23 protein-coding genes and 1 pseudogene are annotated in these 23,177 nt (G+C 70.8%); 3 read left to right on the top strand and 21 right to left on the bottom strand.

All coding sequences use genetic code 11. From position 1 onward, the window contains the following. Positions 1 to 157: 157 nt before the first annotated feature. The 4 genes from IG05_RS0125285 to IG05_RS0125270 form a co-directional block, all read right to left on the bottom strand. A complete protein-coding gene (locus IG05_RS0125285) occupies positions 158 to 1,483 on the bottom strand; it encodes a PhoH family protein (protein ID WP_030346049.1) in 1,326 nt (441 codons plus the stop codon). 347 nt (positions 1,484 to 1,830) lie between these two features. Beyond that, positions 1,831 to 2,604 carry an isoprenyl transferase gene (locus tag IG05_RS0125280; protein ID WP_030346048.1) on the bottom strand — a complete coding sequence of 258 codons (774 nt, stop codon included), beginning with the start codon at positions 2,602 to 2,604 and terminating at the stop codon, positions 1,831 to 1,833. Positions 2,605 to 3,390: 786 nt separating this feature from the next. After that, complete coding sequence (locus IG05_RS0125275) at positions 3,391 to 4,248, bottom strand: class I SAM-dependent methyltransferase (protein WP_051790257.1); 858 nt, start codon at positions 4,246 to 4,248, stop codon at positions 3,391 to 3,393. A gap of 281 nt (positions 4,249 to 4,529) precedes the next feature. Then, positions 4,530 to 5,516, bottom strand: coding sequence for an LLM class flavin-dependent oxidoreductase (locus IG05_RS0125270; protein ID WP_267883324.1), 987 nt, complete (start codon positions 5,514 to 5,516; stop codon positions 4,530 to 4,532). On the opposite strand from IG05_RS0125270, the gene IG05_RS0125265 reads away from it, so the two are divergent. Further along, on the top strand, positions 5,515 to 5,889 hold the full coding sequence (locus tag IG05_RS0125265) for a DUF192 domain-containing protein (protein ID WP_030346044.1): 375 nt from the start codon (positions 5,515 to 5,517) through the stop codon (positions 5,887 to 5,889). The genes IG05_RS0125270 and IG05_RS0125265 overlap by 2 nt on opposite strands. A gap of 26 nt (positions 5,890 to 5,915) precedes the next feature. On the opposite strand, the gene IG05_RS0125260 is transcribed toward IG05_RS0125265, so the two are convergent. The 17 genes from IG05_RS0125260 to IG05_RS0125180 all read right to left on the bottom strand — a co-directional run bounded on the left by IG05_RS0125260 (position 5,916) and on the right by IG05_RS0125180 (position 20,710). Then, the gene (locus tag IG05_RS0125260; RefSeq protein ID WP_158839021.1) at positions 5,916 to 6,494 is read right to left on the bottom strand and encodes a hypothetical protein; all 579 of its coding nucleotides are present in this window, start codon (positions 6,492 to 6,494) and stop codon (positions 5,916 to 5,918) included. Beyond that, positions 6,491 to 8,734, bottom strand: coding sequence for a DUF6571 family protein (locus tag IG05_RS0125255; protein WP_037814683.1), 2,244 nt, complete (start codon positions 8,732 to 8,734; stop codon positions 6,491 to 6,493). The genes IG05_RS0125260 and IG05_RS0125255 overlap by 4 nt, the downstream gene beginning before the upstream one ends. 13 nt (positions 8,735 to 8,747) lie before the next feature. Beyond that, positions 8,748 to 9,242 carry a hypothetical protein gene (locus tag IG05_RS0125250; protein WP_030346039.1) on the bottom strand — a complete coding sequence of 165 codons (495 nt, stop codon included), beginning with the start codon at positions 9,240 to 9,242 and terminating at the stop codon, positions 8,748 to 8,750. 211 nt (positions 9,243 to 9,453) lie between these two features. Further along, a complete protein-coding gene (locus tag IG05_RS0125245; RefSeq protein ID WP_030346037.1) occupies positions 9,454 to 10,077 on the bottom strand; it encodes an OmpA family protein in 624 nt (207 codons plus the stop codon). Positions 10,078 to 10,084: 7 nt separating this feature from the next. Next, a complete protein-coding gene (locus IG05_RS0125240; protein WP_030346035.1) occupies positions 10,085 to 10,666 on the bottom strand; it encodes a hypothetical protein in 582 nt (193 codons plus the stop codon). Between the two features lie 34 nt (positions 10,667 to 10,700). Next, positions 10,701 to 11,297 carry a pilus assembly protein TadG-related protein gene (locus IG05_RS45665; RefSeq protein WP_078894480.1) on the bottom strand — a complete coding sequence of 199 codons (597 nt, stop codon included), beginning with the start codon at positions 11,295 to 11,297 and terminating at the stop codon, positions 10,701 to 10,703. Next, positions 11,294 to 11,524 carry a hypothetical protein gene (locus IG05_RS42545; protein ID WP_030346030.1) on the bottom strand — a complete coding sequence of 77 codons (231 nt, stop codon included), beginning with the start codon at positions 11,522 to 11,524 and terminating at the stop codon, positions 11,294 to 11,296. Before IG05_RS42545 ends, IG05_RS45665 begins: the two co-directional genes overlap by 4 nt. 125 nt (positions 11,525 to 11,649) lie before the next feature. Then, complete coding sequence (locus IG05_RS0125225) at positions 11,650 to 12,441, bottom strand: response regulator (protein WP_078894478.1); 792 nt, start codon at positions 12,439 to 12,441, stop codon at positions 11,650 to 11,652. A 46-nt stretch (positions 12,442 to 12,487) separates the two neighbouring features. Next, the gene (locus tag IG05_RS0125220; protein WP_037814728.1) at positions 12,488 to 13,660 is read right to left on the bottom strand and encodes a sensor histidine kinase; all 1,173 of its coding nucleotides are present in this window, start codon (positions 13,658 to 13,660) and stop codon (positions 12,488 to 12,490) included. Between the two features lie 273 nt (positions 13,661 to 13,933). Continuing rightward, positions 13,934 to 14,821 (bottom strand): DUF5936 domain-containing protein, encoded by an 888-nt coding sequence (locus IG05_RS0125215; RefSeq protein WP_030346025.1) that lies wholly within the window; start codon positions 14,819 to 14,821, stop codon positions 13,934 to 13,936. Positions 14,822 to 14,834: 13 nt separating this feature from the next. Next, a complete protein-coding gene (locus tag IG05_RS0125210) occupies positions 14,835 to 15,779 on the bottom strand; it encodes a type II secretion system F family protein (RefSeq protein WP_030346023.1) in 945 nt (314 codons plus the stop codon). Positions 15,780 to 15,790: 11 nt separating this feature from the next. Continuing rightward, positions 15,791 to 17,128 (bottom strand): CpaF family protein, encoded by a 1,338-nt coding sequence (locus IG05_RS0125205; RefSeq protein WP_030346022.1) that lies wholly within the window; start codon positions 17,126 to 17,128, stop codon positions 15,791 to 15,793. Next, entirely contained in the window at positions 17,125 to 17,487 is a 363-nt protein-coding gene (locus tag IG05_RS0125200; RefSeq protein ID WP_030346020.1) for a TadE/TadG family type IV pilus assembly protein, read from the bottom strand. The genes IG05_RS0125205 and IG05_RS0125200 overlap by 4 nt, the downstream gene beginning before the upstream one ends. 1 nt (position 17,488) lies before the next feature. Then, positions 17,489 to 17,869, bottom strand: a complete 381-nt coding sequence (locus IG05_RS0125195; RefSeq protein WP_030346018.1) for a pilus assembly protein — start codon at positions 17,867 to 17,869, stop codon at positions 17,489 to 17,491. A gap of 8 nt (positions 17,870 to 17,877) precedes the next feature. Further along, positions 17,878 to 19,116: an AAA family ATPase gene (locus IG05_RS0125190; protein WP_030346017.1), complete on the bottom strand. Its 1,239-nt coding sequence runs from the start codon at positions 19,114 to 19,116 to the stop codon at positions 17,878 to 17,880. 9 nt (positions 19,117 to 19,125) lie between these two features. After that, complete coding sequence (cpaB, locus tag IG05_RS0125185) at positions 19,126 to 19,830, bottom strand: Flp pilus assembly protein CpaB (protein ID WP_030346015.1); 705 nt, start codon at positions 19,828 to 19,830, stop codon at positions 19,126 to 19,128. Positions 19,831 to 19,888: 58 nt separating this feature from the next. Next, on the bottom strand, positions 19,889 to 20,710 hold the full coding sequence (locus IG05_RS0125180) for a hypothetical protein (RefSeq protein ID WP_234336032.1): 822 nt from the start codon (positions 20,708 to 20,710) through the stop codon (positions 19,889 to 19,891). Between the two features lie 325 nt (positions 20,711 to 21,035). Between IG05_RS0125180 and IG05_RS0125175 the strand changes: the two genes are divergently transcribed. Both IG05_RS0125175 and IG05_RS47980 read left to right on the top strand, forming a co-directional pair. After that, entirely contained in the window at positions 21,036 to 22,751 is a 1,716-nt protein-coding gene (locus tag IG05_RS0125175; RefSeq protein WP_030346008.1) for a chitinase, read from the top strand. Positions 22,752 to 22,887: 136 nt separating this feature from the next. Next, positions 22,888 to 23,177 (top strand): annotated as a pseudogene (locus tag IG05_RS47980) (hypothetical protein); the annotation flags it as partial.

The raw sequence follows: 23,177 nt of genomic DNA, 5'->3' as shown, positions 1-23,177 counted from the left end.
CTGCCGTAACCCGACGCCGCGTGGCAATTCTGTGTTGCGTGTGAAAGCTCACATCTCGTTTGTCCCCAGGGATTTCAGGAAAGCCCCACGCACGAAGGCGCCGCCCGGCTAGGCTCTTGGCCTTTGCCGGACGGCGCCCTTCGCCGTCGGTTCCCTGTCAGATGTGGCCGTCCTCCAGCATTTCGGTCACAAGAGCGGCAATCTGGGACCTCTCGGACCGCGTCAGCGTGACGTGCGCGAAGAGGGGGTGCCCCTTCAGCTTCTCCACGACGGCGACCACCCCGTCGTAGCGGCCCACGCGCAGATTGTCCCGCTGTGCCACGTCATGGGTGAGCACGACCCGCGAGTTGGCGCCGATCCGGGACAGAACGGTCAGCAGCACGTTCCTCTCCAGGGACTGCGCCTCGTCCACGATCACGAACGCGTCGTGCAGCGACCGCCCGCGGATGTGGGTCAGCGGCAGCACCTCCAGCATCCCGCGCGAGGTGACCTCCTCGATGACCTCGCGGCTGGTGACCGCCGAGAGGGTGTCGAAGACGGCCTGCGCCCACGGGCTCATCTTCTCCGCCTCGCTGCCCGGCAGATAGCCCAGCTCCTGCCCGCCGACGGCGTACAGCGGCCGGAAGACCATCACCTTCCGGTGCTGGCGGCGCTCCAGGACCGCCTCCAGGCCCGCGCACAGCGCCAGTGCCGACTTGCCGGTGCCGGCCCGGCCGCCCATCGAGACGATGCCGACGTCCGGGTCGAGCAGCAGGTCGAGCGCGATGCGCTGCTCGGCGCTGCGGCCCTTGATGCCGAACGCCTCCCGGTCGCCGCGCACCAGCCGGACGTTGCCCTCGGCGGTGACCCGGCCGAGGGCCTTGCCGCGCTCGGACTGGAGGGTCAGCCCGGTGTGCACGGGGAGGCCGGCCGCCTCCGGGACGTACACGTGTCCTTCCTCGAAGAGGATGTCCACCTGTTCACCCGGCAGGGTGAGTTCGGTCATCCCGGTCCAGCCGGAGTTCTCCGTGATGGCGAGTTCGGCCCGGTACTCCTCGGCGAGGAGGCCGACCGAGGACGCCTTGATCCTCAGCGGCAGGTCCTTCGACACGACGGTGACGTCGAACCCCTCGGCCTGCAGGTTGCGGGCCACCGCGAGGATGCGGGAGTCGTTGTCCCCCAGGCGGTAGCCGGTGGGCAGCACGCTGGGGTCCGAGTGGTTGAGCTCGACACGGATCGTGCCGCCGAGGTCCCCGATCGGGATGGGGGCGTCGAGACGGCCGTACCGGACCCGGTAGTCGTCGAGCAGGCGCAGGGCCTGCCGGGCGAAGTAGCCGAGTTCGGGATGGTGCCGCTTGGCCTCCAGCTCCGTGACCACCACGATGGGGAGCACGACCTCGTGCTCGTCGAAGCGGGTCAGGGCGTTCGGGTCGGCCAGCAGGACGCTGGTGTCGAGAACATAGGTGCGCCGGTCTGGCAGATGGCGCTTTGTGCTGGTCACCACGGAAGGACGTACCCCCTCGGATGAGGTCGGGGAGCGACGAAGTGATCCTGGACCGGTGTCTGGCCCCCGCGCACGACGGGCCGCGAACCGGCCCCTCGCGGCTGCTTCCGTGCTGTGAGCGCACAGTCGGGCTGGTGCAAAGGGCCTCCCGGGCGGACGGCCCCGTGCCGCCCGCTGAGATCCGACGCCCGTGGATCGGGTGTCGACCTGTCTGGCTTATGCCCTCGAACATGCGCCGCCATGCAAATGCGGCCAACAGCGCGCTGGTGAACTCCTCGTTACATCCCCGCCGAGCGGGGTAAACGCAACGCCCCGTCACCGGGCGGCGACGGGGCGGGGCGGGTGGGTCAGCCGCCGTAGCGGCGGTGACGTGCGGCGTAGTCGCGCAGCGCACGCAGGAAGTCGACCTTCCGGAACGCCGGCCAGAAGACCTCGCAGAAGTAGTACTCCGAATGGGCGGTCTGCCAGAGCATGAATCCGGACAACCGCTGTTCGCCGCTGGTGCGGATCACCAGGTCCGGGTCGGGCTGGGCCCCGGTGTACAGGTGACGGCCGATCATGTCGATGTCGACGGACTCGGCGAGGTCCTCCATCGGCACGCCCTTGTCGTGCGCGTCGAGCAGCATGGAGCGCACGGCGTCGGCGATCTCCTGCCGGCCGCCGTAGCCGATGGCCACGTTGACGGTTATCCCGTCGATGTGGGCGGTGGCCTCCTGGGCCTCCTTCAGCGCCGTCTGCATCTGCGCGGGCAGCAGGTCGAGCGTGCCGACGTGGTGCACCCGCCAGCGGCCGTCGGCGGCGAGGGTGCGTACGACGTCCTCGATGATGCCGAGCAGGGGGACGAGTTCCTCCTGCGGGCGGTCGAAGTTGTCGGTGGACAGCAGCCACAGGGTGACGACCTCGACGTCGGTCTCGCTGCACCAGCCGAGGAACTCCTCGATCTTCTCGGCGCCGGCCCGGTGCCCGTGGACGGTGCTGGAGCCGGACGCCTTCGCCCAGCGGCGGTTGCCGTCCATGATGACGCCGATGTGCTTGGGCACCTGAGCGTGGTCCAGGTGGCCTTCCACCCGGCGTGCGTAGAGCCTGACGAGCAGGCCGCGCAGCTTGTCGCGCAGGTTCACGTGACCCTCCGGGGTTTGGGCGCGGGGTAGGGGTGCCGGAGCCGTTGAGCCTACCGCTGTTCGGGACTTGTTCCGGCGCGGGGTTTTCCCGGTGGCCGGGCGGCGCCTGGGCCGTGGCGGGCCCGGCCGGGTCGTACGGGCCGGTCGGGGGTGGTGCCGCCCGGGTCGTACGGGCCGGTCCGGGAAGGTGCCGGCGTGTTTGCCGGTCGTCTCCGCCGGGCGGGGCGGCGGGCCGGACGCGGACGGCGCCGACGAAAAAACGGGCCGGTCCGTGGGGGGGAGACGGACCGGCCCGAGGGGGGGTTTCCACCATAACCCTTCGTAAGGGATCGTGGGTGCATCGGCGTGCCACAACTACTCTCCGGAATCACCCGGCAACGCCCCGGTGGCCGCGGAAGGATAGATTCAGGGGCTTTTGACGGCCGATTCACAGCGGAATCACAGGAAGATCCAGCCGGATAGCAGTGGAATCGCAAGGATTAGGCCATCTTGGGGGTACATCGGCGAGTTGCCCCGAGTCCCTCCGACGGGCGACGCGGTCAGCGAACGGCGGACTTGGCGGTTCCGCTCCCCCGCCCCGGGAAGATCATCGGCTTCACGGCACCGCGCAGCCCCCTCCACCGCGCGGTGCCGACCGCGCAGCTTTGCTCACGCGAATTACCTTGGTCTGAACTTACGTGACCGGTGGGGTTCATGTGAAACCGCGGTGGATAACAATGTGGAAACCGTGCGGGAACTCCGGGCGAACTCGCGTCGGATCCCGGGCGAACTCGGGCCGCTGACGGGTCAGTCGCCGGGCCGGCGTCCTGGCGTGTGCCCCGGCATGGGCTCGGGTCGGCGCTCCGGCATGGGCTCCGGCCGGCGCTGCGGCTTGCGTACGTCGAAGAGGTGCCGGGTGCTGTGCGCGACGAACGGCCCCTCCTCCCCGATCCGCTCGTGCAGCGCCCGCAGGTGCGGCTCGTAGGCCTCGACCGTGAAACCCGGGACCATCCAGACCACCTTGCGCAGGAAGTGGACGACGGCGGCGATGTCGCGGAACTCCATCCGCAGCAGCTCCGCCCGCAGCCCGGCCACCTCCAGGCCCGCCGCCTCGGCGTCGGCCCGCTCCCGCTCCGGATCACGGGCGCCGCGCACCTCCGGCGGCTGCGGCCCGAGGAAGTGTTCCACCAGCTCGAAGACGCTCGCCGGCCCCACGTGCTGGGCGAAGTAGGTGCCGCCGGGCCGCAGCACCCGGGCGATCTCTGCCCAGTGCGGGCGCACCGGGTGCCGGCTGAGCACCAGGTCGAACGCCTCGTCCGCGAACGGCAGCGGCGCGTCGTCCGGGGCGGCGACCACCACGACCCCGCGGGACCGCAGCAGCGCGGTGGCCTTCGCCACGTTCGCCGGCCATCCCTCGGTCGCCGCCACCAGCACCGGCCGGGCCGGTTCCGCCCGGGACAGCGCGAAGTCCAGCACCTCCCCGCCGCCGGTCTGGATGTCGAGCGCGGCCTCGGCGCCGGCCAGCCGCCGCGCCGCGGACCGGGCGTACTGCCACGACGGGCGCGCCTCCGCGGCCCGCCCCTCGAACCACGAGAAGTCCCACCCCTCGGTCGGCACGGCGGCGCCCTCGGCCACAAGGTCCTCGAAGGTACGGTCCACGCTCATACGGCCATGGTCGCAGCCGGGCCGCGGCGGGTCCTGCGGTTTTCCCGCGGCACTGCCGGACGCGGCGGGCCCGGCGGGCGGCGAGCACCCCTCCGGCCTCCGGGACGCGACCAGACCCGCCGGCGAGCGCGCGGGGGCCGAAGCCCTGGCCGCGGTACGACCGTCCGAGCCACCACCCGTCACCACCCGCTGCCACCCGCCGACGGCCGTCGGTGCCGTCCTCGGACCTGCCCAGGCGTGGCAGCCCTCCCTGACGACAGCCCTTGGACACACCCCACCGCTCAGGGCACCAGGGGCCGGACCTCCCGCGCGGCGAAGCGCACGAAGCCCTCCGGGTCGGGCTCGTCCGCCGTCGGCTGCAACACGACGGTGTCGGCGCCGGCCTCGGCCACCTGCCGTACCGCCTCGGCCACCGCGTCCGCGTCCCCGGCGACGCCCACGCCCGCCGACTCCAGCCCCTCGGCCGCGAGTTCGGCGCGCAGCCGGGCGTCGGCGCCGGCGCCCGTGGCGGCCAGGAGATAGACGACGACCCGGTGCGCGCCGCCGCGACCGGCCGCCCGGCGCCCCTCCTCCACGAGCTTGCGGGCCCGCCGCACGCCGTCCACCGAGGTGGCGGCGGTGAGGAGGGTGCCGTCGGCCTTCTCGCCGGAGAGCCGGAGCGTACGGGGTCCGGTGCCGCCCGCGAGGATGTCGACCGGGTGCTCGGGGGGCCAGTCGAGCGCGACGTCGTCCAACCGGACATAGCGCCCGCGCACGGTGAGGCGCTCCCCGCGCAGCAGGGCGCGCAGGGCGTCGAGGTGCTCACCGAGCAGGCCGAGCGGGGAGGCGGCCCGGGCGCCGACCTGCCCCATCCAGTCCTGCACCCCGTGTCCCAGGGTCAGGATGGCCCGGCCGGGGAACATGCGCTCCAGCGAGGCGGCCTCCATGGCGGTGACGGCGACGTTCCTGAGCGGCACGGGCAGCAGCCCGACGCCGACCCGCACCCGCTCGGTCCAGGCGAGCGCGGCGGCGGCCGTGGACACCCCGCCCGCCAGGAAGCAGTCCTCCCACAGCCACAGCTCTTCCAGCCCCGCGGCATCAGCCTCCCGGGCGACGGCCCGCAGCCGCTCGGGAGGAAGCTGGGGACGGAATACGACACCGAGTCCTGTCATAGGGCCCTTCCTAGCGGGGAGGACGGCTGGAGACAACGCAATTACGGATCCGGCGGGTTGACGGCCACGGACGTCGACATGGACATGGACTTGGGCAGGAAGCGGAGGGCAGGGCATGGGGCGCTGGCGGGACGGACGGGGACGGCTGGTCGTGCGCACGGACTCCGGGGTGGTGCTCGGCGCCCCCGTCCCCCTGGAGATCTCGGCCTCCTACCGCGCGCGCACCAAAGGCCTCCTCGGCCGGGACTCCCTCGACGGCGCGATGCTGCTGTCACCGGCGAGCGGGGTGCACACGTTCGGCATGCGCATCCCGATCGACGTCGCCTACCTGGACCGCAACCTGACCGTCCTCGCGGTCCGCACCATGCCCCCGGGCCGCCTGGGCCTGCCACGCCTCCGCGCCCGACACGTACTGGAGGCGGAGGCGGGAGCCATGACGAAGTGGGGACTGAGCGCGGGCGTACGGGTCGTCGTTGAGGTCGACGGTTGAGGGCGGACCCGACAAAGCGTCAGTCCTCAGGTGAAGGATTTGCCGTCCTTGCAGATGCTCGTATTCTCGACGGCTTTTGTGTACGCGGCGATGAGTTTCCTCATGGCATCAGCATCCTGATGACCCGAGGACTGCATCTGGACTGCGGTGAACATATTGCTGCCCGCGAGCTTCTCATGCGTACAATGCCGCGTCTTTCCGAACGCCTCCCGGCCGGAGTAGAGGAACCTTCCGCCCTCCGCCTCGCGATCGAGCCGGGAGTCTGCCTGTCCCCCCACGAAATACGCCGTGCTGCTGCTCGTCAGCCACATCTGCTTGAACTCCACCGCCAGACGGGAGTCGACGCGGACCCGGCACACCGACGACAACGAGTCCGGCACATCCTTCTGGACGGTCACTTTCCTGCCGGAGGGCATGAAAGGTGCCAACTCGTCACGGTCGACCGAAACCCCGCAAAAGGAACTCGGGATCGCGTACTCACGCTTCTCCCTGTGATCACTGCATCCGGAGAGCACGATCACAAGACCGGCAGTCACGGCCACGGCGACAGCAGGAAGCTTCCCCGGACGAAACCGGAAGGCGTTCAACGTCTCTCCTTCGTTCATCCCGGAATGTCCGCGGTGCTGCCCGGAGTCTGGCCGTGAACAATAGCCCACGCATTCTGGTAGCCCTGGTGCGCTGAATTCCCTGCGTACGTGACAAGGTCCGGGCTCAAGTGGTAGCGCTTCACTGCCTGCTCTGCGGCGCGTTGTCCGTATGCGGCATTGCGGTGCAAGCCGTGATCCCAGACCTTGCCTGCGTCCTCCTGGGCGTCATCCGCAGCGGAACCCTCGGCGTCCTGGAACAGCCATTGCAGGGCCGCGCCCGTCGCGGTGCTGGCCGCTCCGCCGACGACCGCGCCGGCCGCGGGAGAACCGATGAATGACGTGCCTACGCCGACGACCGTACCGACACCGCCGGAGGCCAGGTTCTGGTACTGGGCGACAGCGTGGTCGAAGGAATCGTCCTTCCCCTTCGCCACGCTTCCGATGGCCTCCATGCGGGCCTGGCTGAGGACCCCGGAGACCTCGCCGCTCCTCTCCGCGACGGTCTGGACGAGGAGTCTCTGGTCGCTGGTGAAACGGTGGTCGGCGGGCAGGTCGGGGTTCAGGTGGTGCTGCAGCAGGTTCGACAGGTAGGCCTTCTGGCCCACGTCGACGGCAGCGTATCCCTCCGGATTCTGCCCCACGGCAAACAGGAATTTGTTCACGTTCCGGCCGTCGAGAAGGGCCGCCGAGCCGTCGATCGGGTAGAGCAGGTTCTTGTGCGGCAAGTCGCTGCCGGCCCGGTTGATGTCCGGCAGGTACTCGGACGCGATCTGGCCCATGCTGTCCGACATGTAGCCACGGTCGGTGAGAAGTTCCTGCCTGTCCGCCGTGGCGGACACGATCGCCTCGAACAGCTTGGTCTGGGCGCTGGTGTGGGCCGGGGTGTCGGCCGTGGGCAGCTCACCCGCCGGGTGGCCCGTGGTTGCCGCCTCCAGGGCCTGGGCCAGGTAGTTCTGGCCGGCGATGCTGTGGACATCGTTCGTGTCGTGGATGTCCATCGGCCAGTTCCGCTGCTTGAAGAGGTAGTCGAAGGTGGAGACGGCCTTCTTGTGGTCTCCGTCCTGTGGGATGAAGTCCTCGCCGAAGAAGTCCGTCGCGGCCGCCGGGTTGTTCGCCAGGCCCTTCAGGTATCCGTTGAGCGGGTCCCAGCCACCGTCGCTGCCCTGGTGGTTGAGCCGGGGGCAGATGCTCGCCTGCCAGGCCACGTGCTCTCCGTCGTGCGTGGAGAACCGTTCGGTCTTCATCAGCGCGCGGCCGTAATCGGTCATGAACCGATCATCGAAGTCGCCGTAGCGCATCAGGTTGCTCATCACCTGGAAGCCCAGCACGTCGCCGTGGGTACCGACGGCCTTGTCGCCCGAGGTGATGACCTGCTGTTTCCACGCCCCCATGCCCGCGCTGTCCGACTGGCTCGCGGTGGCCAGGGTCAGGCTCAGGTTCTTCTGCAGCTCGGCGTACTCGTGCCCGCGGCCGTAGGCCAGGTGCGCGCCTTCGCGGCCGTCGTTGAGACCGAGCCAGAACCTCTCCGTCCCCTCGGCCCCGAGCCGTTCGGCGAACTCCTCCGCGAACAGGGGGTCGTCGTGGTTCTGCCTCAGGCCGGCGTTGATCGCGTCGAAGTCCTCGGCAGTCAGCTTCCGCGGATCCCTCCGCGCCAGGTTCGCCAGCCTGTCGGCCTCCTCCACCGCCTTCACCGCCTGGTCGCGGTCGGCGTAGACGGCGCCCGAGAAGCCGTACCCGCTTTCGTCGACGAGTGCCATGAGGACGCCGGTCGCGGTGCTGTCGCTCTTCGCGGCGTTTTCGAGGATCTTCCGCACCTCGTCGCGCAGGCCGATCTCGTCCGTGACGCTGTGCTCGGAGACCTTGGCCCCGTGTCCGGCGCGGTCGGGATGGACGGCCATGGTGACGGTGAACCCGCCGTCACCGGAAGGCACCACGGTGAGGTTCTTCTTGCGGCCGTTCTCGATGGCTCGGTGCAGTTGCTCCTTGTAGTGCTTCAGCTCGTTCCGGGTGTCCTGAAGGATCCGGTGGATGGAGGACGCCTCCTTGGTGGCGTCCTCGAACTCGCCGGCGGTCTTGCCGATGAACTCCTTGGAGACGCCGGCGTTGACGCCGTGCCAGTCCGCCTTGACCGCTTTGGCGTGCAGCCCGTCCCTCGCCTGCTCCTGCAGTTCGGTCAGGTTGCGCACGAGCAGGCCCCAGTCGTCGACCGCGTCGTCGAGCTGCGTGAAGTTGGCTTGGTAGAGGTCTTCGAACTTCACTCGGCAGCCCCGCTCAGTCCTTCTTCTCCGGGTAGTAGACCGGGTTCTTCCTGCCCGGCTCTCCCGTGCGGTCGTCGAACCCGGCGTCCAGGGTGTCGATGCTGCTCAGTTGTCGCCCGATGTGGCCGTCGTCGCCGGAGTGGATCCTCTTGGCGACGTGCAGGTGGTTGGAGATCTGAGCGCACGCGTCCAGCAACGACCTGAGCTGGTCGTCCCAGCGCTGCGCGACGTGCTTCAGCCCCCTGCCCAGGGTGAAACCCTGCTTCGCGAGGTCACCGGCGGCGGACTCGCTCGTCGGCTGTGCCACCCGGGCCTTGTTCCACAGCTGGTCGTAGAGCGCGTGCGCCTCTTTGCCGATCGCCGCGAGATCAGCGTTGCTGACCTTGAGGTCTCCGTAGGTGCTCGTGCCACCTCCGCCGACCGGGTCGGCCATGTGGTTGAGCCGCATACGTGCAGCCCCGTCCGCCCACGCGTCGGCTTTGAGCTGTTCCCACTCGTCCCACGCCATGTCAGGGCATCCCCCTGTGGTCGCTGTCTCCTTGCGGCCGACTCCCGTGGGCCGCTCGTGTGACACAGCCGCCTGCCGGCCGGTGGGCCGGCGCGAGGCCGATCAGCACGATAGCCGCGGCCTCGGCGTGCCACGGCGGCCGCACGCCGTGGTGGCGCGGGGGTTGGCCGGAAGGCGCCCTGGGCTGTCCAACGACGCCGGGGTGGTGCCGTCACTGCTGGGTGCGCGGGAAGGTCACCTCCACGCGGCGGTTCTTGCGCCGGCCCTCCTCGGTGGAGTTGTCGGCGATCGGGTACTGCTCGCCGTAGCCGCGGACGTCGAAGGTGATGGCCGGGCTGTTCAGGTCCTGGTCGAGCACGGCCTGTACGGCGTTGGCGCGGGCCTTGGAGAGGGTGTCGCCGTGGGCGGAGGAGCCGAGGTTGTCGGTGAAGCCGAAGACGCGGACCTGGGTCGCGTGCTGCTTCCTGATCTCCTCGGCGATGGTGACGATGCGGGACTTGGCCTCCGCCCCGATCTTCGCGCTGTCCTTGCCGAACAGCACCTCGGCCTGCAGTGCGAAGGTCACGTCGGCGTTGGTGTCCTCGCGGCGCTCGTCCCCGCTCTGGTCCTCCACGACCGACTTGATGTCCAGCACCTTGGCGGCGGCCAGCGTGGCCCCCTCCGGCAGCTTCAGATCCGGATCCGTGGGGTCGACCTTCACCGGGGCGGTGGCGGAGGGTTCGGTACCGGGGGGTTCACTGGGCCCGGTGCCGTCGGCGACGGCGGTGGCGGCGGGCAGCTGCACGGCGATCAGCAGCACGGCACAGGCGAGCACGAGCCGGGGTGTGGTGGTCACTTGGGCCTCACCCGGAGATCTTGATGGCGGCCGAGGAGAAGGTCGGCAGCTGGAAATCGACCTCGGCCGTGTTTGCCGGAGGTGCCGGGAACTGCATGAAAACGGGGACCGTGTCCCCCGCCCTGACGGACTGGACGCCGGTCGTGGTCAGAGGACGCCCGTCGGTGTCCCGCAGTACGTAGTAGCGCTTCCTCGCCTTCGAGTCCACGAGCGTGGCGCCACCGAAGGACTGCCCGTTCTTCATGATCTCGGTCTCGTTGCCGGTCAGCTGTGACGACAGAACGGCGTCTTTGCCGCCGTCATTCTTGAGCTGCGCATTGATCGTGACGAACCCGCCCGAATCGCGCTGCGCAGAGATGACCTGCAGCATCAGCCCGTCAGGGCCGCGCAGCTCAGCCAGCGGCTGCGCGGACTGCCCCTCTTGGGGGCTCGCCTGAGAACCACCGCTCTTGGAGGGGGATGCAGAAGCGTGCGGCTTCTTGTCATCGGTGCCCCCACCGCCGCAGCCGGCGACACCGACGGCCAACCCGACAGCAAGGGCCATGGCGACCATCCCCCTGCGAGCCTTCGCAGTGAACCGCATGCTCATCGCGCTGTTTCCCTTTTCCATCGTCGTCCGCTTGTCAGTCGGCGGCCAGGTGGACATCGAAGAGGTCCTCGGGCGCGGGCAGAGTTGCTTCGTCATCCGGATCCAGCTTCCAGGGCTTGCCGTCGCAGGTGAGTTCGGGCAATTCATGGCTCCCACCGGGATCGCCAGGGGGTTCGACCGAGCAGCGCGGTTCGATCACGGCCGCGGCGGAAGCCGTCGCGTGGACGCCCTCTGTCCCCGGGACCACGGAATCCCCCACTGACTTGTTCGTTTTGACATCGACCGTGTATCGCAGAGGCTGCCAATTGCAGCCACTCAGCGTTGCATCGTTCTGTGCCGCGAGTTGCTGCGCTCGCCCGCACGGGTCGCCGACCGGCGCGTTGCCCTCGAAGACGTCCTGCCACTTGTCGGGGTCCAGCAGATCGGCGGTCCATGCGGCCGCAAGCTGGTTACGGCCGTCCTGAGCCGCAGCCAGCACCGCTGCGTCGGCCGCTGTCTGCGCACCGCCCCGGTTCACGGCAGCCTGACCTACCGCGAGATAGGCGAACGCAAGAAAAAGCAGGCCCGCCACCACCGTGATGTAGATGGGGAAGGCCTGCCCGGAGTCGCCGTGTGCGCGACGGAAGATCAGGTGATCTCCGTGATCTTCGACTTGATCTTGTCGAGGATCGTCTTGCCGATGTCCGTGCCCGTGATCGCCAGAACGATCGCGACCACCACCGCGATGATGCCCAGGTACTCGACCGCGGTCTGCCCGCGGTCGCCGCCACGGCGCCGCATCGCCTCGACCGTCGTGTTCTTCCAGCCGTTCAGGCGAACCTTGGTCGCCACAGCCGTCTTCAGCAAAAGATCGCTCACGGTGCTCCCCTCCGGACCTGCTTCCGACCGACGAACCGTAGAGCGCTCCCAGGGGCCGGACAGAGGGCCCAAGGGCCCAAGGCCAGGCCCATTTGTTCGGTGTGGTGCCGGGGTGGACGGGCATATCAGGCCACCCCCAGCCACTTCGCCGTTGCCTGGGACCTTGTCGTGGTGTGGAGCTTGGCGAAGATGCGGTTGATGTGGTTCTTGACCGTCTTCTCGCTGATGAAGCAGGCGGCGGCGATCTGCTGGTTGGTCATTCCGGACGCGATGAGGTCCATGATCTCCGCCTCCCTCGTACTCAGCCGGAACCGTGACCGGAACGACTGTCCCATAGGTGGTTGCAAGTGCGAAAGGGGGAGAGGGGTGGAAAGTCCCCAGATTGCCGGGGGTTCGGGACGCTCGTGTGCAGGTGCATCTCTTCTCAGGTCGGCCAGCAACGCCGTCGCCGCCCCCGGCGTCACATGGGGCCGCCCCTCGCGGACATCCCGCACCGCACGTACCAACTGCTCCGTCGTGAACTCGCCGTGCACCAGATATCCCCCCGCCCCCAGCCGCAGCGCCTCCCGCACGGTCTCCGTCTCGTGGCTGTAGGTGAGCATCATGACGGGGGCCAGGCCCACCAGGTGGGGCAACGCGGAGATTCCGTCGACCCCGGGCATGCGGACGTCGAGGAGGATGACATCGGGCCGGTGCCGGACCGCCGCCTCGTACGCCTCGCGGCCGTCCCGTGCTTCCGCCACCACCGTGGTGTCCGAGCGGCCGGAGAGCAGGGCCGTCAGGCCGGCGCGGACCACGGGGTTGTCGTCGGCGACCAGCAGCCGTAAGGGCGGCGGTGCGGGTGCCGGCGGCGGGAGACCGGGCCGGGGTGCGGCGCCGTGCGGTTCGGGGGGACGGGGTGGCCGTGGTGGGTGCATGGTCCTCCTCTCGGATTCGGGGGTCAGGGGGTCGGGGGACATGGGGTCAGGGGGGCGGCAGCGGAATGTCCAGCCTTACCTCCGTGCCCCGTTCGTGGGTGCCCTTTCCGATCCGGATCCGGGCGCCGGCCTGCGCGGCCCGTTCCACCATGCCGAGCAGGCCGAAGTGGCCGGAGTCGCGGAGTTCTTCGAGCCGGGTGCCGGGCGGCAGGCCGGTGCCGTCGTCGTGGATCGTCAGGCGGAGCAGGCGGCCGTCGGCCGCCGCCCGTACGTCGACCCGGGTCGCGGACGCGTGCCGGTGGGCGTTCTCCAGCGCCTCGGTGACGATGGCGAGGACGTGGCGGGCGAGGGCCGGCGGCAGTGGCGGGAGGGCGGAGCGGGGGACGGGCGTGTCCACCCGCAGGCCCGTGCGTCGGGTGAAGTCGGCCGCCCGGTACGACAGTTCCTGCCAGAAGGGGGTCTCGCCCGGCTGGTTTCGGCGCAGGTCCGTCAGCAGTTCCCGGGACTCCGCCGCCGCCCTGCGTGCCGAGCGGGAGACCAGTTCGGCCTGTTCCCTGACCCGGACCGGGTCGGGAGCCGGGGCGGAGGCCGTCGCGGCCAGGCCGTCCGCCGCCAGGGCCACGCCGTACAGGGTCTTGGCCACCGAGTCGTGCATCTCGCGGGCCAGCCGGGCGCGTTCCGCGCTCACCGCCTCCGCCGCCGCGAGACGGGCCTGGACCGTCGTCAGGGCCTGGGTCGCGGCGCCGAAGCGGAGCATCAGGTTGCGCAGAGTGGAGCCCATGGCGCCGGCGATGACGCACAGGCCGGGCAGGAGCAGGGACTCGGCCACCGGCGCGTGCCGGCCGGCCTTCAGGGTGGCGTGGACCAGGAGGAGGATCAGGGACTGGAGGGAGGCGAAGCAGGCGGCGCCCCGCCAGCTGTAGACCAGGCCGGCCAGCAGCGGGGTGCACACGCTGACGTAGGCGAGGGTGGTGTCCGGGCCGGCCGAGATCAGCAGGAAGGAGCCGAAGAGGGTGTCGGCGGCCAGCAGGACGGGGTGGCGCAGGAGGAGGGGACCGAAGCGCTCCCAGTCGCGGAAGAGGACGTAGGACACCATGACGGTGACGACGACGGCCGCGCCGGCCAGGCGGGTGCCCAGACCGGGGGCCGCGTTGAGGAGGGCCGCGGGGGCGGACACCACGATCATCGCCAGGCGGAAGCCGAAGACCTGGCGGCACATCGCCTGCAGCGCCCGGATCTGGAGCTTCTCGGAAGGCTCGGCGGGAGGGGCGGTCACGTCCAGCGCGTCCGGCACGTGCAGCGCGTCCGGCGCGTCCGGCACGTCCGGCGCCTGCTGTGGGCGCTCCGGCCCGGCGCGGTCCGCCGTACCGCCGGCCTCCTCGTCCCGGTGCGCCCGCCACGCTTCCCGCAGCCGCTCCCCGAGGCGCACGCGGATCCGCCTCCGTCCTCCCTCCCCCGTCAGTCCGGTCACCGTCACCGTCACCGCCCGTCCTCACTCCCCCGTCAGCGAGCCGAAGTCGACGCCGGAGCCGAGCAGCAGGCCCGCGCCCAGCAGGAGCATCGTCGCCGGGACCATGAACGTGGTGATCATCAGCGTGGCCTTGGGCACCGCGCGCGCGGCCTTGCGGCGGGCGTTCTGGGCGTCGGTGCGGCGCATGTCCTTGGCCAGGGAGACCAGGGTGTCCACGATCGGCGCGCCCAGTTCCTCGCCCTGCTGGAGGGCCGTCACGAACATCGCCACCTGTTCGGAGTCGTTCCTCCTGCGCAGCTCCGTGAAGGCCTGGCGGCGGCTCATGCCGAGGTCCATCTGGCGCAGGGTGATGCGCAGTTCGTCGGCCCACGGGCCCTCGTAGCGGGAGGCGACCCGGTCCAGGGCCTGGCGGAAGCCGAGGCCCGCGCTGACCACCACGGCCAGGACGTCGAGGAAGTCGGGCAGGGTGCGTTCGATGACGTCCTTGCGGACCCGGATCGCCGACCAGATGCCGACCTCGGTCCAGAACGCGCCGAACAGGAGCAGCAGCAGGGCCACGAACCACTGGCCGCGGAGCAGGAAGACCAGGAAGCCGACGGCCCCCAGGGCGCCGTAGACCGCGCGGCGGGCGGCGTAGCGGTCGATGGTCAGTCCGCCGGGGTTGCCCGCGAGGTCGATCTTGCGGCGGTACCTGGCCACCAGGCGCGGGCCCATCAGGCGCAGTACGGCCGGGGCGTAGCGCATGCCGATGCGGTCGACGACGGAGCCGACCGCGCCGGTGCGGGTGGCGCCGACCTCCAGGGCGACGGCGAGGTCGCCGGGGAGCCGGGCGTCGGCGCGGTACATGCGGATGCCGTGGAAGGCGCCCCAGACGCCGAGGCCCATCAGCAGGGCGAGCAGGAATGCCATCGGGTCACCTCCCTCACACGTCGATCCGGCTCATGCGGCGGATGAGGACGAAGCCGACGGTGTACATGGCGAACGCGATGATCACGCAGGCCTGGCCGACCGGGGAGCCGGTCATGCGGTCGAGCGCGCCGTCCTTGACGCCGTTCATCAGGAACAACGCGCCGACCCCGAGGACGGGCACGGCGTACGAGGTCATGGTCACCTGGGAGAGCTGGGTGCGGATCTCGCGCCGGGTCTCCTTGCGCTCCTCCAGGGTCTCGGTCAGGTTGCGCAGCGCCGACACCACCTGGCCGCCCGCGCGGTTGGACAGCACCAGCGTGGTGACGAGGACGACCAGTTCGCGGGAGGGGAGGCGGTCGGCGAGTTCGCCGAGCGCGTCGTCCAGGGAGTGGCCGACGGCGAGCTGGTCGGCGACCTTGGCGAGTTCCTCGCCGGCCGGGGCCTCCAGTTCCTCCGCCGCCATGCCGATCGCGGTGCGCAGGGCGAGACCGGCCTGGGTGGCGTTGGCGAGGATGCGGGCCAGCTCGGGGAGTTGACCGATGAAGCGTTCGATGCGTTTCTGGCGCTGCCAGTTGAGGAACTGCACCGCCGCCCCGATGCCGAGGAGTCCGGCGAGGGGGCCGAAGAAGGGGGCCAGGGTGGCCTGGCCGACCAGCCAGAGCGCGGCGACCGCGGCGAGCATGGCGGCGAAGAACTCTCCGGGCGTGACGTCCAGGCCGGTCGCCGCGAGGCGCCGCTCCAGCCAGCGGCCGAGGCGGGTACGGCGCAGCCGCCGGTCCAGGTCCCGGAAGCGGCGCCGGCGGCCGGCCGGGGGCGGCGGGCCGGTGTGGGCGAGCCGGTCCTCCAGGGCGGCGCGCCGGGCCCGTCCGGAGGCGTAGGCGTGCACGCCGGCCACCGCCAGGACGCAGGTCAACAGCGCCACTGCGGTGGTGAGCTGGACGAGGGTGCGGAGTTCCATGGTGGGGGGTCCTACCTGGCTTCTCGGGTGGCTAGCTGGTCGGCGGAGCGGGCGACGCCGAAGGCCTGTGGGAGGGGCTGGCCCGCCATGAAGAGGCGGTCGGCGGTACGGCGGGGCAGCGGGAAGTACCGGAAGGTGCCGTACACGCGGCCGTCGGGGGTCATGGGCCGGGCCTCGAACCGGGCGGCGCTCGCCAGCCGGTACGGCTCCCCGCCGTGGCTGTCGAGCAGGGCGATCTCGGTGATGCGGCGGGCGCCGTCGGCGAACCGGGTGAGCTGGACGATGACGTCGACGGCGCTGTTGATCTGGTCGTGCAGGGCGACGAAGGGGACCTCGACGTCGGACATGGAGGCGAGGGTCTGGAGGCGGGTCAGGGCGTCCTCGGCGCTGTTGGCGTGCACGGTCGCCAGGGAGCCGTCGTGACCGGTGGACATCGCCTGGAGCATGTCGAGGGACTCGCCGCCGCGGACCTCGCCGACCACGATCCGGTCGGGCCGCATCCGCAGGGAGTTGCGGACCAGGTCGCGGATGGTGACCTGGCCCTTGCCCTCCACGTTCGGCGGGCGGGACTCCAGGCGGACGACATGGGTCTGCTGGAGCTGGAGTTCGGCGGAGTCCTCGATGGTGATGATGCGCTCGTGGGCGGGGATCAGGCCGGACAGCGCGTTGAGCAGGGTCGTCTTACCGGTGCCGGTCGCGCCGGAGACGATGATGTTGAACTTCGCCTGCACCAGGCCGGCCAGCAGGTACAGCATGTGCTCGTCCAGCGAGCCGAAGCCGATCAGCTCCTGGAGGGTGAAGGAGCGCGGGAAGCGGCGGATGGTGAGGGTGGGGCCGGTCAGGGACAGCGGCGGGATGATGACGTTGACGCGTTCCCCGGACGGCAGGCGGGCGTCCACCATCGGGTTCGACTCGTCCACGCGGCGGTTGACGGTCGACACGATCCGTTCGATGGTCTGCATCAGCTGGTCGGCGGAGACGAACCGCAGCGGCAGCTGCTCGACGCGCCCGCCGCGCTCGACGAAGATCGCGTCGGGCCCGTTGACCATGATCTCGGTGATGGACGCGTCCTCCAGCAGGGGCTCCAGGATGCCGAGGCCCAGTGCCTCGTCCACGACCCGGCGGATCAGCTGGGACCGCTCGGCGGTCGACAGCACCGGGCCCTCGCGGCTGATGATGTGCCCGAGCACCCGCTCCAGCCGGGCCCGGCGCTCGGCGGCGGCCAGCGCACTCATCTCGGCGAGGTCGATCTCCTCCAGCAGCTTGGCCCGGTAGGAGGCGACCAGGTGCCCGTCCTCGCCCCGGCCCGCGTGCTCCTCCGGAGTGCTGATGCGTGCCCGCAGACTCATGGTCGGCGACTCCTCGGTGAGTGGTCGAGCGGCATGGTGGCGCGCTTGGTGGCGGTGCCGAGGTCCCAGACGACGGCGGGGATGCGGACGGTCGCGGTGACGGTCACCGAGTCACCCGCCGGGGCGGCCGAGCAGGTCACGCTCAGTGCGCCGCTCACCGCGTCGGCGCAGGCCTGGGTGTAGGACTGCTCCAGCGACGCGGCCCGCGCGCCCGCCCGGGCCGCCGTACCGGCCTGCTCGGCGGCGTAGGCGACGGCCCCGAGCTGGATGCCGGCCAGGCCGACGATCAGCAGGACGGGGATGAACCCCAGGTATTCGATGGCCACTTGACCCCGGTCGCGCCGGCGGCGGTACGACATCTCAGTGCTTCGCCTCCTCGACGGCGCCGGCGTGGCCGTGCACGGTGACGGGGAAGTCGACGAAGCCTGGAAAGAGGACGGGGACCTTGACGGCCACGTCGGCCGTCACATAGCCGCTCCCGCCGCACCGTTCCACGCCGGCACCCCCTCGCCACGCCCCCGACAGGTGCCGCAGCGCGGCCTCCTCGCACACGCCGAACCGCTCTCCCGGCGGTGCCGCCGTGCCCGCCCGCACGCCCTCGTCCGCAGCATTCCCCGCGAGCGTGAAGGCGTACCCCACGAGTACGGCCTGCCACATCAGGACCAGCGTCAGGACGATCAGCGGCGTCATCCCGAGGAGTTCGACGCTGACCTGTCCGCGGTCCCCGCCCGGCCTTCTCATCGCAAGGCTCACTCCTTCCGCCGCCGGAAGCCGACCGGCCCCCGGCCGCCGCCCCGGTGGGAGGCTCCCTCGTCCGGCGCCCGTACCAGCCCCAGCTCCCCCGCGAGGGCCCACAGCGCCTGCTTCACCGTGCTCTTCGCGTCCAGTTCGTGCAGCCGCCCGGCGTCCACGACCGCCTGCAGTTCCCTGAAGTTGGCGGGTACGGCCGTGCGCGCCAGCGCGGTGCCGGTGATGCGCTGCACCAGCGCGGGCTGGATCTCCGCACCGCGCGTGTGCCGGTTGACGACCACGGTGGTCTCCTCGGCCTTGCGGATCTGCAGCCGGTCCCACATCCGCACGGTCCGTTTGGCGCCGCGTACGGCGATGACGTCGGGGGTGGTGACCAGCAGCGCGGTGTCGGCCATCTCCACCACGGCGGCCCCGGCCCCGCTCAGCTGGGCCCCGCAGTCCACCACGACCACCTCGTAGCGGGAGCGCAGGGCGCCCACGATCTGGCGGGCGGCGCGGTCGGTGACCTCCTCGCCGCGTTCGCCCTCGCCGGGCGCGAGCAGCAGGGCGAGGCCGGTGTCGTGCCGGAAGACGGCGTCGGCGAGGACGCGGGGCGAGATGTCGGTGATGGCGGCGAGGTCGGCCACCGACCGGCGGAACTGGATGTCCAGGTAGGAGGCGATGTCGCCGGTCTGGAGGTCGAGGTCGACCAGGGCGGTGGGCCGGCCGGAGGCCTGGGCGGCGAGGGCCAGCTGTACGGCGGCCAGGGTGGCGCCCACGCCTCCCTTGGCGCCGCTGACCGTGACGACGGTGCCGCCGGCCCCGGCGAGCACCTCGGCGCCGTGCCCGAGGTGCCGTCGTACGCCGGTGGACCACTGGGCGACGGCCTGGACGCGGTGGGCGAGTTCCTCGTACGACAGCGGGAGCGCGACCAGGCCGCGGGCGCCGGAGTCCATGGCGGCCGCGAACAGGCCGGGGCTCGCGTCGGTGGTGACGAGGATGACGCCGACGGCCGGGAAGCGCAGGGCGACCTCGCGGATCAGCTCCAGGGCCGGTACCGGGCCGATGCGTTCGTGGACGACGACGACTTCCGGGAGTTCCTCGACCGATTCGGTGGCGAGCCGGGCGAGGGTGTCGACCAGTTGGGTGGAGTCGGTGACCGGGGGCTGTGGTTCGGCGTCGGGGAGCTGGCTGAGCAGGGTGGTGAGGGAGCGGACGGCGTCCGGGTCCGAGCCGGCCGGGAGGATCCTGGTGGGCATGGCCGCCTCTCACTTGTCCGTCACGAGTTCGTAGGTGCGGTCCTTGTCCGGGACGCTGGTCTCGCTGCCGGGGGCCACGAGTGCGAGCCGGACGCGCTGGGCGAAGGACTCGGCGTAGGTGATGCGCTGGGCGTCGAGGGTGGACAGCGCGAAGGTGATGGGGACGGCGTCGGTGGGCTGCTGGTTCTTGTCGCGGTCGGGCTCCAGGGCGGTGATCTGGCCGACGTCGATGACCCGGGCGTCGGTGACGATGATCTTCGACTGGTCCGGGTCGCCCTCCTTCTTCCCCTCGAAGGTGGCGTAGACGTTGACCCGGGAACCCGGGGTGATCTTCCCCGCCACGCCGGTCGCCGCGTCGATCATGATGGCGACCTCCTGCTGGCCCGGCTGGAGGGCGGGCCGGTCCACGACCATGTCGGTCTGCAGCAGCGAGCCGGGGTGCAGGGTGGTCACGGCGATCTTGCCGCGGATCTGCCTCAGGTCGGTGACGGCGTTGCCGGACAGCCACCGCTTCGGCATCGAGACCTTCTCGAACTGGTCCGTGGCCAGCGCGGTGTACGGCTTCACCTCGGACCTGACCCGGTAGGCGGCGACCTCGGGCCCGACCTTGGAGTTCACGTCGTGGATGACGGAGAGCACGCCGGCGAACGCGCCCAGCGCGCACAGGACCGACAGGATCAGCAGTATCACGCCGCGGCGCTGACGGGAGTTCATGAACCGTGCAACCTCATTGGGGGAATCGGCCGAGCGGGACGGGTCAGGTTGGCGCAGGTCAGGCGGGCGTTCGCGGTTCCAGGGCGCGGGGTTCGCCGGGCGCGGGCGGGCCGGCGGAGCAGAAGACGCAGCGGTCGCCGATGACGTCGATGCCGCACCAGTGACAGCTGGTCTGCCGTACCGAGGTGACCAGTTGGTAGAGGACGGACAGGTCGGCGAGGTAACCGCAGAACTCGATCAGGCGGCCGGTCCCCCACCACACCGTGGATTCGACGGGCAGCGGGGTCTCGCGCAGCCCGTGCACGCCCCACCGGGTGCCGAGACCGGCGGCCCAGTCGCTCTGCAGCTGCCCCTTGGCGACCAGCATCCAGGTGCTGAACTCGGGGCCCTTCAGCGTGGCGTCGGGGGCCACCCTCACCAGCTGGGGCTCGGGGTGGGCGAGCACGGCGAACTGGCTGCCGGGCACCCAGGACCTGGCGTGCGCCTTCAGTCCGACCGGGACCCGGTCCAGCTTGGCGACGGAGCCGAGGACGGCGCCGGCGTGGATGTAGTGGGTGAGCAGCCGGCCGGCGGAGGCGAGCACACCCGGGCTCAGGTCGCAGGAGGCGAGCTGGCGCAGCTGCCGGGCCAGGACGGCGATGCCGAGCGGCGGCAGCTCGGGCCGGAACAGGGCGATGCGGTCGCTCTCCAGCAGCGAGCGCAGGGTGTGAAGCCGTCGTACGACCGGCTCCGGAGTGGCCTGCGAGCAGACGACGACCACATGGCCGTACTGCTCGACGAGGGCGTGGAGTTCGGTGAGGGCCTGGTCCAGCGGCTTGCGGTCGAGGCCGGTCAGCACGACGGCGGGCATGGTCCGCTCGTCCTGCGCCGGCAGTGCCATGTCGGCACCGGTCACGGCAATGGCAGTTGGCACGCACAGCTCCCCGCTCTTCACACCCGCCCGGCCCACCGGGGTCACTGCCGTGCGCCGGGACGACTTCATTGCGTGACTACCTGAGCACTGTATCCACGGGCGTATGGCCGGAGAACAGCGTTCGTGAAGCCGGTATGGAACTCCGACGGAACAAGTCCCGGCAAACCAGGACAGGTTGAGCAACCGGCCCGCCACCATTCCGGTCTGGACCTCTTGACAGGCAGATTGGTCTGGACCAACTTTGAGGCTCGCAAGCGAAGGCCACCGCTCCTCTCTCCCCACGGAGGCTCCCGTGCACCGCGCCCCAGGCATACCCGGACCCCGCAGACGACGGTTCGCGGCATGGTCCGCCGCCACCGCCCTGGCCCTCTCGGTCGCCGGCCTCGCCACGGCCACCCCCGCGTCGGCGGCCGACGTCAACAACGTCAAGAACGCGGGCTTCGAGTCGGGCCTGGCCAACTGGACGTGTACGGCTGGCAGCGGCACGACGGTCACCTCCCCCGTGCACGGCGGCACCGGGGCCCTGAAGGCGACCCCGGCCGGCCAGGACAACGCCCAGTGCACCCAGTCGGTCGCGGTCAAGCCCAACTCGACGTACACGCTCGGCGCGTGGGTGCAGGGCGGCTACGCGTACCTCGGCGTGACCGGCACGGGCACCACGGACGTCTCCACCTGGACCCCCGACTCCACGTCCTGGAAGCAGCTCTCGACGACCTTCACCACCGGCGCCTCGACGACCTCGGTGACGGTCTACACCCACGGCTGGTACGGCCAGGCGGCCTACTACGCCGACGACGTCTCGGTCTACGGCCCCGACGGCGGCGGTGGCGGCGACCCGGCCCCCACCGTCCCGGCGGCCCCGGCCGGCCTCTCCGTGACCGGTACGACCTCCTCCGCGGTCTCCCTGTCCTGGTCCCCGGTCTCGGGCGCGACGGGCTACAACGTCTACCGCAACGGTACGAAGGTCACGGCGGTGACCGGCACGTCGGCGACGGTGACCGGCCTGACCGCAGCCACGTCGTACTCCTTCCAGGTCACGGCGACCAACGCGGCGGGCGAGTCGGCGAAGTCGGCGACGGTGACCGGGACGACGTCCTCCGGCACGGGCGGCGGGGGCGGAACCCTCCCCAAGCACGCGGTGACCGGCTACTGGCAGAACTTCAACAACGGCGCGACGGTCCAGAAGCTGTCCGACGTCCCCGCCGCCTACGACATCATCGCGGTGGCCTTCGCCGACGCGACGTCGACACCGGGCGCGGTGAGCTTCTCCCTCGACTCCTCCGGCCTCGGCGGCTACACGGTCGACCAGTTCAAAGCCGACATCAAGGCCAAGCAGGCGGCCGGCAAGAAGGTCATCATCTCGGTCGGCGGCGAGAAGGGCTCGGTGTCGGTCAGCGACGCGGCATCGGCCACGAACTTCGCCAACTCGGTCTACTCGCTGATGCAGACGTACGGCTTCGACGGCGTCGACATCGACCTGGAGAACGGTCTCAACGCGACGTACATGACCCAGGCCCTGCGCTCCCTGTCGTCGAAGGCCGGCTCCTCCCTCGTCATCACCATGGCCCCGCAGACGATCGACATGCAGTCGACGTCGAACGCCTACTTCCAGACCGCGCTGAACGTGAAGGACATCCTCACGGTCGTCAACATGCAGTACTACAACAGCGGTTCCATGCTGGGCTGCGACGGCAAGGTCTACAGCCAGGGCACGGTCGACTTCCTGACCGCCCTCGCCTGCATCCAGCTGGAAGGCGGCCTCTCCCCGTCCCAGGTCGGCCTGGGCCTGCCGGCCTCCACCCGCGCGGCGGGCAGCGGCTACGTCTCCCCCACCGTGGTCGACAACGCCCTGGACTGCCTCACCGCCGGCACGAACTGCGGCACCTTCAAGCCCTCCAAGACCTACCCGGCCCTGCGCGGCGCGATGACCTGGTCCACCAACTGGGACGCGTCCTCGGGCAACGCCTGGTCGACCCCGGTGGGAGCCCACGTCCACGCCCTGCCGTGACCTGACCCCTGCCTGCACCCAGCGCCCGGGCCGTTCGGTCCGGGCGCTGTCGTGTCCACGGACGACGGCCGAACCCGATCGGTCGTCCCGCCACCCCTTTTGCCCTCGGCAACAGCCCGGTGTGATGATCTCGGACATGGCTGAGCATGGGGGACAGACAGCCTCGACGGGGCAGGCACGCAGGTCACGGCTGTACGAGTACGCGGACCTGACCGACACCGCCCACCAGGAGGCCGCCGACGGACCCGAGCAGCGGCGGCGGGAGTTCGCGGTGTTGCTGGGTGAGTTCCGGCGTACGGCGGTGCTGGTGCCGGTGGACGGGGACGGGGCGCCTTTGACGGGTGATGTCGGGGGTGTCCGCTGGATCTACGCGTTCTCGAACGAGCGGGCGTTGGCGCGTTTCGCGCTGGCGCGGGGTGAGGGCGG

The organism is Streptomyces sp. NRRL S-1022 (genome assembly GCF_000720135.1).
In the GTDB taxonomy this organism is placed as follows: domain Bacteria; phylum Actinomycetota; class Actinomycetes; order Streptomycetales; family Streptomycetaceae; genus Streptomyces.
This window is presented reverse-complemented; position numbering and strand designations above follow the sequence as displayed.

What these genes read in the sequence shown, in the direction of transcription:
- IG05_RS0125195 (WP_030346018.1), bottom strand. Translation starts at nt 17,869, where the DNA reads ATGAGAAGGCCGGGCGGGGACCGCGGACAGGTCAGCGTCGAACTCCTC.
- IG05_RS0125260 (WP_158839021.1), bottom strand. Translation starts at nt 6,494, where the DNA reads ATGAACGAAGGAGAGACGTTGAACGCCTTCCGGTTTCGTCCGGGGAAG.
- IG05_RS0125190 (WP_030346017.1), bottom strand. Translation starts at nt 19,116, where the DNA reads ATGCCCACCAGGATCCTCCCGGCCGGCTCGGACCCGGACGCCGTCCGC.
- IG05_RS0125240 (WP_030346035.1), bottom strand. Translation starts at nt 10,666, where the DNA reads ATGAGCATGCGGTTCACTGCGAAGGCTCGCAGGGGGATGGTCGCCATG.
- IG05_RS0125250 (WP_030346039.1), bottom strand. Translation starts at nt 9,242, where the DNA reads ATGGCGTGGGACGAGTGGGAACAGCTCAAAGCCGACGCGTGGGCGGAC.
- IG05_RS0125205 (WP_030346022.1), bottom strand. Translation starts at nt 17,128, where the DNA reads ATGAGTCTGCGGGCACGCATCAGCACTCCGGAGGAGCACGCGGGCCGG.
- IG05_RS0125270 (WP_267883324.1), bottom strand. Translation starts at nt 5,516, where the DNA reads ATGCCCTGCCCTCCGCTTCCTGCCCAAGTCCATGTCCATGTCGACGTC.
- IG05_RS0125265 (WP_030346044.1), top strand. Translation starts at nt 5,515, where the DNA reads ATGGGGCGCTGGCGGGACGGACGGGGACGGCTGGTCGTGCGCACGGAC.
- IG05_RS0125200 (WP_030346020.1), bottom strand. Translation starts at nt 17,487, where the DNA reads ATGTCGTACCGCCGCCGGCGCGACCGGGGTCAAGTGGCCATCGAATAC.
- IG05_RS0125215 (WP_030346025.1), bottom strand. Translation starts at nt 14,821, where the DNA reads ATGGCATTCCTGCTCGCCCTGCTGATGGGCCTCGGCGTCTGGGGCGCC.
- IG05_RS0125210 (WP_030346023.1), bottom strand. Translation starts at nt 15,779, where the DNA reads ATGGAACTCCGCACCCTCGTCCAGCTCACCACCGCAGTGGCGCTGTTG.
- cpaB (WP_030346015.1), bottom strand. Translation starts at nt 19,830, where the DNA reads ATGAACTCCCGTCAGCGCCGCGGCGTGATACTGCTGATCCTGTCGGTC.
- IG05_RS0125275 (WP_051790257.1), bottom strand. Translation starts at nt 4,248, where the DNA reads ATGAGCGTGGACCGTACCTTCGAGGACCTTGTGGCCGAGGGCGCCGCC.
- IG05_RS0125180 (WP_234336032.1), bottom strand. Translation starts at nt 20,710, where the DNA reads ATGGCACTGCCGGCGCAGGACGAGCGGACCATGCCCGCCGTCGTGCTG.
- IG05_RS0125220 (WP_037814728.1), bottom strand. Translation starts at nt 13,660, where the DNA reads ATGTGCCGCCAGGTCTTCGGCTTCCGCCTGGCGATGATCGTGGTGTCC.
- IG05_RS0125225 (WP_078894478.1), bottom strand. Translation starts at nt 12,441, where the DNA reads ATGCACCCACCACGGCCACCCCGTCCCCCCGAACCGCACGGCGCCGCA.